A 12,326-nucleotide genomic window follows, 5' to 3' on the forward strand; every position below is an offset into this window, starting at 1 on the left:
CCTCCGATTAGTGATTTGCATGCGGGTTAGCGCCACTGCTGTCGCTAGCATCTGCATTGCCACTGCTTAGACGCTGTAGGCTACCTTGAATACTGGCTTCTGAATCAATTAAAAACTGCCCTGACACAATCACTTTATCGCCAGCTTGCAACCCTTCAATAATTTCAGCTTTACCTTGAGCGATCATGCCCACTTTGACCGGTAAAGACACAAATCCAGTATCGCTTCGCTTCACCACCACGCGGTTTTCTCGGCCAGTTAAAATCAGTGCTTCAGTAGGCACTGACAATACGTTGCGCTTAGGGCCGCCAAACAGTTTTACGTCCACTAAGGTGCCAGGTTTTAATAATTTATCAGGATTAGTCAGCTTAATCCGAACCCGCATGGCACGGGTAACAGGGTCAAGCTCAGGGTAGATATAATCAATCGTTGATTCTAAATCAAACAAACCTTGGGCTGAGGAGGTGACTTCAACAGGGCGACCTTGCTCTAGCCAGCTTTGCTCGTTTTCAAACACATCAGCAATAACCCACACATTGCTTAAATTAACAATTTCAAACAAGGTATCACCCGGCTGCACATACATGCCATGGCGAATCGTTAACTGGCTGACAAAGCCGTCTTGTTCTGCATAAAAAGGCACACGATAGATGGTTTCACCCGTGCGCTCTAATTGTTTAATGGTTTTCTCGCTTACACCAAGTAGCTCAAGACGTTGACGGGCTTTGTTCAATAACACACTGCCACGATTTTTGTCCTGCTTAAGGTAATCTTTGGCTTGCATGTAATCATCTTGGGCATTCACTAATTCAGGTGAGTACAACTCATAGAGCAACTGGCCCTTTTTTACTTGCTGCCCTACATTATGCACCTGTAGGGTTTCAATCCAGCCAGTCACCCGAGTATGTACATGGCCAATGGCATTTTCATCATACTCAACAGTTCCGATGGTTTTAACTAGCTTCCATAAGGTGCCCTCAGTAACTGTTTCACTGCGCATCCCTAACGCCTGCTGCATACCACCCGATACGCCAACAACAACCTCTTCACCAACCTGACCACCGGTATAAACTTGTTCTAAATTCATCCCGCAAATTGGACAAGTACCCGGTTCATCTGACACTACATGCGGATGCATAGGGCAAACATACTTCACCGTGGCATTGTTCTCACTTTGCACCAACGGTAATGCTGCTGGAGCAGGCTGATTAAATACTTTGTCAGCTTGGGTTTGCTGCGCTGTTGCTATGGGCTGAGGGTCATGATTATGGTCTGCGTGCTCATCAGCCTCTTCTTCGGCTTTGATCAAGAACATATTACATTTGGGGCACCTTCCCCTTCGTGACTGGTGACTTCGGGATGCATAGGACAATAATAATGTTCAACAGCAACAGATTGAATAGCTGATTTTGTAGCATTAGCATCATCCGCTTTTTCAACCAAGAACATATTACACTTAGGGCAACGGCTCGGCTGGCTATCGGTTACATCAGCATGCATAGGGCAAACATAGGTTTTCTCAGCCAAAGTATGTGCACTGTGATTGTGTTCCGTCGCATAAGCAAACGAGCTCACACAAGGGCTAGCACAGTAAACAAGACGCCAATAAACATGGCTATCAATGAGTAATTTTTCATATCGACCTCAAACCAACCCAACTAATGGGGTTAGATAAAATGTAAAACTTTAAAAACAATAACGTAATTTATTTATCAAGATGCACAACATCAGTTATGCATAGCAACACAGATAACCCACCAAACGGCGATTAAACTGCGTAAATTAAGTTAGGCGATGGGAGGTCTAAATGCGGGAGGAAAATCAATCGATAAGCGGTTTACGCCCATAAATACCGGCATAATATTAACGGAGTCGTTAGCAATAAGTAACGGCATATCCATCATATCTGCGGTCAAAGTAATGGTTAAACAATGATTGCAATCTAAGCTACAACCGCCCGCACCATTACAGCAGTTAGTCTCTGACTGAGTTTGTTGATCAGATTCATTTTGAACTGCCATTAGGTGGACGTTATCTTTCGAATCGATTGAGTTAGTTGAATTTACTGAGTGGTTAATAGGAGTGACAACAGCAGAAATCACATTACCATGACAATCTGTCGCTTGCTCGGAAGATGACACTAGCGAATATCCATCTGACATATCACTTGACTCAACTAAGGCTTGCTCATCCATATTGGCGTGCGCCACAGGCACCATTGAACCACCATTAGCCAGCATCCCCTGTCCGACAAGGGCGAACAAGGTTAGGCCTATAATCCAATATTTTGCCAAAAATGCGTTCATTAATACCTTAATGATTCTGCTTAATGAGTTAACTCAATAGACCTGCTTGACGATGCAAATCTTTCAATATGCTTAACATAATACTCAGTTTATAAGTCAAATAATAAGCCTTGTATCAAATTTTTGATGCCAATCAGCAAAATCTATCGTCGAATTCACTTTGTTGACCGTAAACGCGGTTTTTTGGCTGTTAACTTTAGTCGGTATTTGCGCCTTAGCAGCATATCTACCGTCCAAATGCTCCCGCTTGCTGACAACCATAACCCGATAAACGCAAGTAACATTATTTGAATATTATTAAAACTACCTTGGTTAGTGTAATCCATAAAATGCAGCATAAAGAAAATATCTGCCAAGCGTTTGTGCTGATCGCTATGGCCCACTATGCGACCTGATCCGGCTTCAACATAGACGCTTGTGGCAATGTCATCGGCAAAGTTAACCTGCCAAGTGACATTTTGCTGCTTGGGAAAGTCATCCAATGGCGGCACTAGTAATTGCACACTCGCAATCGGTGCTTCACCGGCATACGAAGCTTGTGCGAGTTGACTGGCAAAATCCATATCTATTTGCACTCGCTCACCGCTAACACCATCTACCAAGCTATAGTCATTTTTAAAATGACGGTACAAGCCTTGTTGATGAGTAAGCAAATAATAAGGCTTATTTAATAAACTAATAACACTTATCGACACGCTAGGTGGATTGTTTTCCAGAACCGCTTTAGGTTCAACTAACTTAATATAATCAATCACTACCGGCCCATGCTCATGGTGAAAATATGTGTGACCTGCCGCTTTAGTGTGATCCATCAAGTTAAAATATAGTCCACTTGCTACCCACAAAAATAATTGCAGCCCAACAAGCACTGAAGCCCACTTATGCAGCTTTCTAACCCAAGACATTACATGCCTCCTTGATGGCGAACCAAGCGAGTTTTACGTTTGCTGCGACCCGTTTTAAACACCCTAAAATAGGTCAAGACTAAACCACTGATAACGCCAATGGTAGAAAGCAAGGCTACAAAAAACAGTAGCTTGTTATCAATATTTTCACCGCTGCTGTAATCCATTATATGAAAGCGAAACATCCAATCAAACGCCCGCCAAAACACATGGCGCTTACCGACTAATAAACCACTTTGCGCAGACACATATAGAGTAGGTAACGAGAAGTGGTCAAAATGGATTTGCCATACGGGTAAATGACGAGGACTGATCTCAAATGGCGGATTGTCAGCAATGTAATTGACCTCAGCCACTTGGTGTTCGCTATGCTGATAGTAATACTGAGCAAGCGTCACTGCAGCTGCTTGGTTTATGGCTGATAACCTCTCACCTGTTTGAGCACTTAACATCACCAGTTGTGTTGAATCGCCCTGTTCAATATGAAAGCGATACACATCTTGGTTCATCAACTTACCCATGCTGATTTGGCTTGCTTGAGGATAAGCTTTAATTAATTCAGCCAATGAGAAATCAATATTCTGTGGATTAATGGTCACCTGATGTTGATTAACAAGCGTGTCGCCATGAATATAATCAATATCAAAAAATACCATGTATGCACCTGTCACTGACCAGATGACAAATTGAACGCCTAAAAATAGCATCAGCCATTTATGAACACTTCTTGCGAGTTTATGCATTTGCGTTTCTTATTATAAAATCATGCTAAATATCAATGCCTTTAATTGAAAAAAATCAAATACTTCTTTCCTAAAGTCGGCACCACTTACAATCAAGCAACAAAAATAAAGCATTCACTTTGTTTTTCGCTCAAAGTCACATTTTTACATATTTTGCACACACAAGCAGCACAATAAGCACAATTTAAACAATAACGGTTTGCGCTAGCATATCGATTATGTATGACACACAAATTTACTTAGGATGAAAGCAGTCCCCTCAAAGCTCACAGCACTCATTTTAACTGGCAGCAATTGCTACTAGATTTACATAGTGACCACTTGTTTGGCAGGTTTATAGTTTGAATTTGGTACAAACAAAAGCCGCCAAGATAGGCGGCGTAGTGGCGAAATATTATCCCCAAATAATCCGTCAGTTAATCTGGGCTAAAACCGTCATCATAACTGATCACCGCCTGATATCCTTGTTGTGGTTCGCCCGGAACAAAGGTTAAATACCTCCCTATGCTGGGCAAACTATCTTCATGATAATGCGACACATATAGCAACTGACTTAAATGCTCTTTGGCAATCAGCTCTAAGGTATTTTTCATCAATCGTCGTCCTAAATAATCTAAACCTTGATAAGGTTCATCTAGGATCAACAAAGTAGGCTGCTTCACAATGGCGCGAGCAATTAACAATAATCGCTGCTGGCCATAATCCAGCTGCCTAAACGAGGTTTTGGCAAACTGACTCATATGTAAAATATTCAGCCACTCGCTCGCAATCTTCCGCTCTTGAGCTGTGGGTTGTTGATACAAGCCAATAGAATCATGAAAACCTGACACTATCACATCTAAGGCGCTGCAATTGACCCGATATTGCAGATGTAAAGCCGACGACACCATGCCGATGTTTTTCTTAATCTCCCAAATGGTTTCGCCTGTGCCGCGTTTTTTGCCAAAAATATGGATATCATTGCTGTAGCACTGCGGATGATCACCAAAAATCAGCCCAAGCAAGGTGCTTTTCCCGCAGCCATTCGGGCCTTTTACTTGCCAATGCTGGCCATTATCAATGCGCCAGTTCACTTCGGTAAAAATGGTTTTATCTGAATAAGCCACTTTGCCATGCTTAATTTCAAAAAGAGGGTTATCAAATTTAGCTTGATGGCGATGCCGCTTGAGCAGCGCCATCATTTGTTCTGACTGCTCTTGCGATTGTGCTTTAATTTGCGCAATCACCGGATGCTTGTCCCAATCAGCTTTACTCATAACCGATTCGAGTTTGCCATGGCTAAACAAGCCCACATGATCAATCCAAACGGGAATATCTTCTTCACGGGACACAATCATCAATAACTGCATTGAGCGAGATAATTGCTCAAGGTATAGGGCGAGGCTTTTTCTGTGCTCAACATCAAGGCCAGCAAAGGGATCGTCTAACACTAATAAATCAGCCCCTTCAGCCAGCGCCCTAGCGAGCATCAATCGGCGCGATTCACCGGTAGATAACTGGGTAAAATAACTGTGCTGCAAGTGGACTAAATCAAGCTCAGTCAGCAAACGCTGGGTTAAATTTTGATCGTGACACTGTTCAAAAATGAGCCCGAACACTGAAACGTGGCTATCTTGCGGGGCAATATGCTCGTTGTCATCTAGTTCTAACACTTGCTCCAGCAAACGCTGTTGACTATTAAGTGAGACCTCCACAACCTTAGCACGACTTTTAGTCAGCTGACCTGTAATAGACAATTCAGCCACCTGCTCTGTTTCGCCACTCATCAATAATGGAGTTAAGATGGCACCGATATCACCATCGGTACTAAAAAGCGCCCAAGAATCTGCAGACTCAATCTGCCAATCATTGATCTCTAAAGTTAACTTGGCTGTTGCTGCGCTAAATTGCTTAAAACAAATTTGCATAATATTGCTGATACTCTGGCGAATGTGAATGCTAAAACCATAGTAAATTGATGTTCTATCAATGGGCAAATAAATATCTAACCGAAGCGATTAATCTTATCCTTTCATTGTCTTTACCAACAAAAATGCCGCTAAAAGTAGCGGCATTTTCAGGGCTATAGGTTGAGTGATTTCGCTTAGTTTAAACCACGACGCTTAAGCAGTGCGTCAGTTGTGGGCGCTTGACCACGGAACGATTGATAGGCTTCCATTGGCGGAACGCTATTACCGACTTCACGAATGGTTTTACGATACTTCATACCAATCTCACGGTTTAACCCACCTTGCGTTTGTACATAAGCAAACGCATCTGCCGCTAAAATCTCACTCCACATATAGGCATAATAACTGGCTGAATAGCCACCTGGGAACGAGTGGGCAAAGTAGCTTGATTTATAACGTGGTGGCACTGCCGCAATGTTAACGCCATGCTTTTTAAGGGCTGCCGCTTCAAAGCTCGCCACATCTTGCAGCGGTGTGCCTGCAGGTAATGAATGCCACTCTAAATCAACTAGCGCCGCTGACATGTACTCTAAGGTATCAAAGCCTTGGTTGAAGCTACGCGAGTTAAGCAGCTTTTGTAGTAATGCGTCAGGGATCACCTCACCGGTTTGGTAATGCTTAGCATAGTTAGCTAATACTTCTGGGTGTGCTGCCCAATCCTCTTCAAAGGTGGACGGAAACTCAACAAAGTCACGTGATACCGAAGTACCCGCTAAGCTAGGGTATTTCACCTTTGAGAACATACCATGTGTACCATGGCCCATTTCATGGAACATGGTGGTCACTTCATCGTAGCTAACAAACGTTGGCTCACCTGCTGGGGCTTTTTTAATGTTCATCACATTAACGACCACTGGCTTGGTGCCTAACAATGTTGATTGACCCACAAATGAACTCATCCACGCGCCACCCCGCTTACCTTCACGAGCAAAGTAATCCGCATAGAAAATAGCCATTGAGCTACCATCAACATCAAACATTTCATACGCTTTGACATCTTCATGGTAAACCGGCAAATCTGGACGTGGTTTTAAAGTCACCCCGTACAGTTTTTCAAGAGTGAAAAACACGCCATCTTGCAACACGCGCTCAAACTCGAAGTAAGGCTTGATAGAAGCTGAATCTAAGTCATATTTTTCTTGGCGTACTTTTTCTGCATAAAACGCCCAGTCCCATGGCGCTAGGGTAAAGTCACCACCGGTTTTGTTGATCATCGCTTGAATATCAGCAGCTTCTTTTTCAGTATTGGCCACAACGGCTGGTACCATTGAGCCAAACATGCTGTATACCGCTTCAGGTGTTTTGGCCATTTGAGGCGCTAAACGGTAATCGGCCCAGCTTTTAAAGCCTAATAGCTCAGCAAGCTCGGCGCGTAGCTGCGCTAAACGAGAGACTAACGATGCAGTTTCATTTTCACCCGTTAAACCACGGTTTGATGATGCCAGCCAAACGCGCTCACGTAGATCACGATTTTCAAGTTTAGCTAACACAGGCTGACGCGTAGTATTGGTAATATTAAGTAGATATTTACCTGCATGGCCTTGTGCTTCTGCATCCGCTTTGGCGGCACGTATTTCACTTTCTGACAAACCCGCTAGCTCGTCAACAGAATCAACCACTACCGCATTTTGCTTGGTGAGTTTCAATAAACGCTGACTAAACTCATTGGTTAGTGTTGAGTGCTCTTCATTTAATAAACGAATTTTGGCTTTTTGGTCTTCCGTCAACTTGGCTCCAGCTAGCACAAAGCGTTGATGATACACCTCAATTAAACGCACTTCTTCTGCGGTGAGGTCCAGGCTTTCACGTTGTTGATATAGGCTATCGATACGTGAAAACAACGCACTGTTCAAATGAATATTATCAGAGTGAGCAGCCATCAAAGGTGCCATCTCACCTTGAATTTTACGTATAGTAGGATTGCTATCTGAACCCGCTAAATTATAGAAAACTTGCGAAGTACGAGTAAGCAACTCACCGCTGGTTTCTAATGCCACAATGGTATTGGCAAAACTTGGTGCTTCATTGTTATTGGCAATCGCCAATACTTGCTGATAATGCTCTTTAATGCCCTGCTCTAATGCGGGTTGAAAATGCTCATCTTTAATGATGCTAAAATCTGGCGCTTGATATTGGAGAGTGCTAGCGGTTAGAAATGGATTTTGCATTTGAATACTTTGACCACTTACTGCTTGATTTTGTGCCGAATTATCGCTTAATGAACAACCAGTCATCATCATTGATGCGGCTATCGAGACTGCCAGTAATGTTTTGCGCATGTGTAAAAAAACCTTCAATTGTTGTTTGTCTATTATTTTTGTGCCCACAAGGTAACAAGCCTATCTTAAAAATGTCTGAAACTTATGTGATCGGGGGCAACAATTGACACTATTAACACTAAAAAGGCGTAAATAACACAACTAGAAAACTGAATAAACAGAAGGCGAGTGACAAGTAGAAGAATAACTGTCTAACTCAATCAAACCTTGCAGCAAAATGCCGTGATAACGTGCTTGAACAAGTTGATAGTCTAAACTTGGTGCAAAATAATAGGTCACTTTTTCAGCACCAGTTTGCTTGATAGGGATAAGTTGCAGCTCGCCCCACGGGTCAATCTTGCGGGTTTGCACATCTTGTACATAAAACTGATATGGCTCTATAGCGTCAGAAGCTTGCCGAATTAATATAAACTGCTTACGCCCTTGCAGTACGTATTCTCGAAGTTGAACCGTTAAAGTGTCGACATCTCTAAGGGGGATCTGTTCTGATAGGTAAGTGTTAATCTTGCCATCCAAATCCACCTTAGATTGCAACCCATCTTCACTAAAAGTCACTTGCATATTACGACTTCGAAATCCACTCACCTGCTGATGAAAAGACTGAGTTAACCACTCATTCGATAACTTTGACCGTGATAACTGTGCCCGTTGCTGGTATTCAGTGCCAATACCCAAAATACTGGCTTGGCTGTGACTATTGATCACCCCAGTATCGTGTTGCCAATGCTCAGACCGAGTCATATTACCAGTGTGAATGCCACTGAGATAAATAGAGTAATTGAACTGGCGACTACACTGAAATTGCTCATCATTTGCTTGTACATTAAAACTGGTAACGACCACCAGCAACCCACTACCCAAAGGCAATATTGGCTTAAACAACAACCGCATCTGTGGCCAGATTTGAATAAACAAAGCTGTTGGCTTGGTTATGGTTGCTGCAATCAAGGATGTCAAAATAGTTGGCATATTAATCAAGGAGTAAAGTTAAAAAACTTCATTCACATTTAAATAGAAGTTAGTTTCATTTTCACCTACGCCGATATCAAGGCGTAGATTAATGTTATCTTTCACTCGAAAGCGAAAACCTGTGCCATAAGCGGTTAATAGCTCATCGGTTAACTGGCTGATTTGGGGAGCAACACTGCCCACAGCGCCCCAAAAAACCATGCCGTATCGCTGAAATACCGGCAAGCGATATTCAATTTGGCCCATCATCATTTGCTCATCTCGGTATCGGCCTTTGATATAACCACGCATGGCACTTGAACCGCCAAGCGTGGGTAATAAGTTCCAAGGCACATCACCATCAGTAAAGTGGCCTTGCACCTGCCAGGCGATTAACCCAGGGGCAGAAACAGAACTTAAATCAATATAATTAGCTAGCTCAATGTTATAGGTAGAAAATGACGAAGAAGTATCGTTGTGATAAAAGCCCGCATCCACCTGAAATAACCAGCCCTTAGTCGCATTTAAGCGATAATCTCTGGAATCATAAATACTGGTGATCACCAGCCCTGAGCTAAAATTATTCGGTAACAGATCACTTGGATCTACTGGGGTTTGCGTTGCCATGTGCTCTAACTCATTAGCACTGGCATAAATAAAATCAGCGCCGATACCAATAAAGTAATGACTGGCAATTTCAGTCATCCAACGCGGCTTAACACTATAAAGCTGCTCATCAAACTCATGGCGGTTGGCGTCAATATTGCCTTGCTCGATGCCTTGGCCATAATAAACTGCCGCTTCATTATGTAACTCCACATCCAATAATAATCGCTGTTTACCTTGATTGAAAAACGTCATGTTTTCCACTTCAACACCATAAGAGCCATTCATTGACACAAAGGAGTTCAGCACCAAAGATGATGGCTGTTCTTCAACGGCGGTATTATCGGTTTTATATAAGCCCACCATCAATAAGCCCACACCAAACTTTTTTTCAGGGGTGTAATAAGCCGTTGGTAAGTAGCTCATATCGATAGTTTTAGTCTCATCAAACCCACCGTCAGCGCCAAAGACAGACAAAATGTTATCAACCCATGTGGGTTCCATATCCGCTGGCGTTTCAAATAAAGGTTCAACCGCACCGGCTGAGCAAGACATAAACAAGGCAAGCAATAAAATCCGTTTCATAAAAGTCTATTCAAATTAATGGCAAGGAGGCTGTTATTTATTAAACAACAAACGTGGTTTGCACTAAGGCATTATCGGGCGCATTTTAACAGAATGTCGGGGATTAAAAATGCCGTTATGTTAACGGCATTTTTAATTAAATTATTTACCCCAAGGATTTTTTGGGTCTTGGGACGGTGCCGATCTTTTAGCCCCTGAGCTACGATTTTGCACATAACCATCTTGCTGTTTTGGCTTATCTTTAGCAAAACGTGGTGCGCCACGATTCATTTTCTTCATTGATTGATAATCCGCTGCAGCTTTCTCGCGCATTTCAGCAACCAGCTCAACGGTCAATGTTTGCGGTTTACGCGGTGCAATACCGTCAGCAAAACCTCTGGCACGCGGCTTTAACTCTAGCTGAGCCATGCTGCCTTTGGGCATCCGCTTAAAACGATAAAGATAGAAAGACTCGACCCGCTCTCTTGCCCATTCGGTTTTTTTAAGAAACTTTATCGTCGCTTCCATGCTTGGATTCAGGTTAAAACACTCTAACCTCAGCGCAGCATAAAGCACCTTCCAATCATAAAAATCAACAAGTTCAGTCACCATAGTGTCTAAACTCAGGCCGTGCAGTGGGTTATTCTGTTGTTTTTCAATCATGTGAGGCTCAGTAAAAGATAAGTATTTAAAAGAAATCGCAGTGTATTGTTGCTACCGGCACATTATAGCGGTTTTCATTACAAATATCGGGTTATTTTTCAGTATTAAGCCAATAAGCTACAAGCGATATAGGCAGCGATTTGGCAACTCACCCCCAATTAACCTCAATCACATTCTTCGTTGGAACTCATTAATTTTTTACGTCTTAAAACGGCAATTATCACCCCAGCAACTACACTAATACAGTCAGATAACCATAAATTAATTGTGGCTACTAAGCAGCCATAACCCAAACAAGATTGCTTATTATGAGTTGGGGACAAAGTTAACAGGTTGGATATAGTTATGATGCTACGCAGTGTTTTGCTGGTTTTTTGCTTCATCTTCAACAGCGTTTATTGCTATGGCGCGACCATTTTAGTTATCAAAAGCTACCATGCAGAGAACCCTTGGGACACAAGCTACAAGCAGGCGCTAGAAGCAGCCTTAAATGCTGAGCATGATATGTTTTATTTTGAAATGGACACTAAACGACTCCCTGAATCTCAATACTTAGCCCAAGCCGATGCCGCTTGGCAACTTTACAATAAGCTCAAACCCGCATTGGTGATATTGGGTGATGATAACGCCCTAAAATATATGGGGCCTAAATTAACCGCCACGCAAACCCCTGTGGTTTATTTAGGCATTAATGCCAACCCACGCAACTATGGTGTCACCCAAAAAGATCAAATATCTGGCGTACTGGAAAGACCCTTACTTAAACGTTCTATGGTTATGCTTAATGCTATTTTACCGATAAAAAAGCTATTAGTGCTGTTTGACTCAGCCTCCACTAGCAAGGTCATTAGAGAGGACAGTTTTAATAACCAAGACAGCCTGACATTAAACGGCATACAAATAGACCTTAAATTTATTGATAACTACAGCCAGTGGCAATCGTTAGTGCTATCAGCCAAACAACAAAACTACGACGCAATGATTGTGGGCCTTTACCAAGCCCTATTTGATGACAGCGGCAATCATGTTGACCCAGAGCAGGTCATAGAATGGACCTCAACCCATGCCCAAGTCCCCCCTTTCGGTTTTTGGGACTTTTCAGTAGGCGAGCAAAAAACAATTGGCGGTTTTGTCATATCAGGATATGAGCAAGGTTTGTTAGCCAGCCAAATTGCCTTGCAAATGCTGGCTGGCAAGCACGCCATAAAGATACAAACGAGTGAACAAGGTCACTTCTTATTTAGCAAAAATCAGTTAGCCAAATGGAAAATAGTATTGCCACCAGAAATTGACGATAAGTCAGAAAAAGTGAATTAGACAAAACCAAGGTTAATTTGTATTAACGTAAAAATGCCAGTTGAAT

The 12,326-nt window shown here is 42.5% G+C and carries 11 protein-coding genes; 1 reads left to right on the plus strand and 10 read right to left on the minus strand.

Features of this window, described 5'->3' with window-relative positions; translation table 11 throughout:
• Window positions 1-7: 7 nt before the first annotated feature.
• The 10 genes from HBH39_RS16665 to HBH39_RS16705 all read right to left on the minus strand — a co-directional run bounded on the left by HBH39_RS16665 (window position 8) and on the right by HBH39_RS16705 (window position 10,963).
• Window positions 8-1,315: an efflux RND transporter periplasmic adaptor subunit gene (locus tag HBH39_RS16665; RefSeq protein ID WP_244325693.1), complete on the minus strand. Its 1,308-nt coding sequence runs from the start codon at window positions 1,313-1,315 to the stop codon at window positions 8-10.
• Window positions 1,306-1,575: a heavy metal-binding domain-containing protein gene (locus HBH39_RS19900; RefSeq protein ID WP_244325694.1), complete on the minus strand. Its 270-nt coding sequence runs from the start codon at window positions 1,573-1,575 to the stop codon at window positions 1,306-1,308. Before HBH39_RS19900 ends, HBH39_RS16665 begins: the two co-directional genes overlap by 10 nt.
• A gap of 212 nt (window positions 1,576-1,787) precedes the next feature.
• The gene (locus HBH39_RS16670) at window positions 1,788-2,306 is read right to left on the minus strand and encodes a hypothetical protein (protein ID WP_167679760.1); all 519 of its coding nucleotides are present in this window, start codon (window positions 2,304-2,306) and stop codon (window positions 1,788-1,790) included.
• Window positions 2,307-2,461: 155 nt separating this feature from the next.
• Entirely contained in the window at window positions 2,462-3,211 is a 750-nt protein-coding gene (locus tag HBH39_RS16675; protein WP_167679761.1) for a PepSY domain-containing protein, read from the minus strand.
• The gene (locus tag HBH39_RS16680) at window positions 3,211-3,954 is read right to left on the minus strand and encodes a PepSY domain-containing protein (protein WP_167679762.1); all 744 of its coding nucleotides are present in this window, start codon (window positions 3,952-3,954) and stop codon (window positions 3,211-3,213) included. Before HBH39_RS16680 ends, HBH39_RS16675 begins: the two co-directional genes overlap by 1 nt.
• 416 nt (window positions 3,955-4,370) lie before the next feature.
• On the minus strand, window positions 4,371-5,861 hold the full coding sequence (locus HBH39_RS16685) for an ATP-binding cassette domain-containing protein (protein WP_167679763.1): 1,491 nt from the start codon (window positions 5,859-5,861) through the stop codon (window positions 4,371-4,373).
• A gap of 176 nt (window positions 5,862-6,037) precedes the next feature.
• Entirely contained in the window at window positions 6,038-8,182 is a 2,145-nt protein-coding gene (locus tag HBH39_RS16690; protein WP_167679764.1) for a M3 family metallopeptidase, read from the minus strand.
• A gap of 141 nt (window positions 8,183-8,323) precedes the next feature.
• On the minus strand, window positions 8,324-9,151 hold the full coding sequence (locus tag HBH39_RS16695) for a hypothetical protein (protein WP_244325695.1): 828 nt from the start codon (window positions 9,149-9,151) through the stop codon (window positions 8,324-8,326).
• A gap of 18 nt (window positions 9,152-9,169) precedes the next feature.
• Entirely contained in the window at window positions 9,170-10,321 is a 1,152-nt protein-coding gene (locus HBH39_RS16700; protein WP_167679765.1) for a BamA/TamA family outer membrane protein, read from the minus strand.
• Between the two features lie 141 nt (window positions 10,322-10,462).
• On the minus strand, window positions 10,463-10,963 hold the full coding sequence (locus tag HBH39_RS16705; RefSeq protein ID WP_167679766.1) for a VF530 family DNA-binding protein: 501 nt from the start codon (window positions 10,961-10,963) through the stop codon (window positions 10,463-10,465).
• A 345-nt stretch (window positions 10,964-11,308) separates the two neighbouring features.
• Between HBH39_RS16705 and HBH39_RS16710 the strand changes: the two genes are divergently transcribed.
• Window positions 11,309-12,280: an ABC transporter substrate-binding protein gene (locus HBH39_RS16710; RefSeq protein ID WP_167679767.1), complete on the plus strand. Its 972-nt coding sequence runs from the start codon at window positions 11,309-11,311 to the stop codon at window positions 12,278-12,280.
• Window positions 12,281-12,326 lie beyond the last annotated feature (46 nt).

It is taken from the genome of Shewanella aestuarii, from assembly GCF_011765625.1.
GTDB classification, from domain to species: Bacteria; Pseudomonadota; Gammaproteobacteria; order Enterobacterales; family Shewanellaceae; genus Shewanella; species Shewanella aestuarii_A.

Coding starts and splice junctions, on each gene's coding strand:
- HBH39_RS16665 (WP_244325693.1), bottom strand. CDS start 1,315: ATGTTCTTGATCAAAGCCGAAGAAGAGGCTGATGAGCACGCAGACCAT.
- HBH39_RS16695 (WP_244325695.1), bottom strand. CDS start 9,151: ATGCCAACTATTTTGACATCCTTGATTGCAGCAACCATAACCAAGCCA.
- HBH39_RS16705 (WP_167679766.1), bottom strand. CDS start 10,963: ATGATTGAAAAACAACAGAATAACCCACTGCACGGCCTGAGTTTAGAC.
- HBH39_RS16670 (WP_167679760.1), bottom strand. CDS start 2,306: ATGAACGCATTTTTGGCAAAATATTGGATTATAGGCCTAACCTTGTTC.
- HBH39_RS16690 (WP_167679764.1), bottom strand. CDS start 8,182: ATGCGCAAAACATTACTGGCAGTCTCGATAGCCGCATCAATGATGATG.
- HBH39_RS16700 (WP_167679765.1), bottom strand. CDS start 10,321: ATGAAACGGATTTTATTGCTTGCCTTGTTTATGTCTTGCTCAGCCGGT.
- HBH39_RS16680 (WP_167679762.1), bottom strand. CDS start 3,954: ATGCATAAACTCGCAAGAAGTGTTCATAAATGGCTGATGCTATTTTTA.
- HBH39_RS16710 (WP_167679767.1), top strand. CDS start 11,309: ATGATGCTACGCAGTGTTTTGCTGGTTTTTTGCTTCATCTTCAACAGC.
- HBH39_RS16675 (WP_167679761.1), bottom strand. CDS start 3,211: ATGTCTTGGGTTAGAAAGCTGCATAAGTGGGCTTCAGTGCTTGTTGGG.
- HBH39_RS16685 (WP_167679763.1), bottom strand. CDS start 5,861: ATGCAAATTTGTTTTAAGCAATTTAGCGCAGCAACAGCCAAGTTAACT.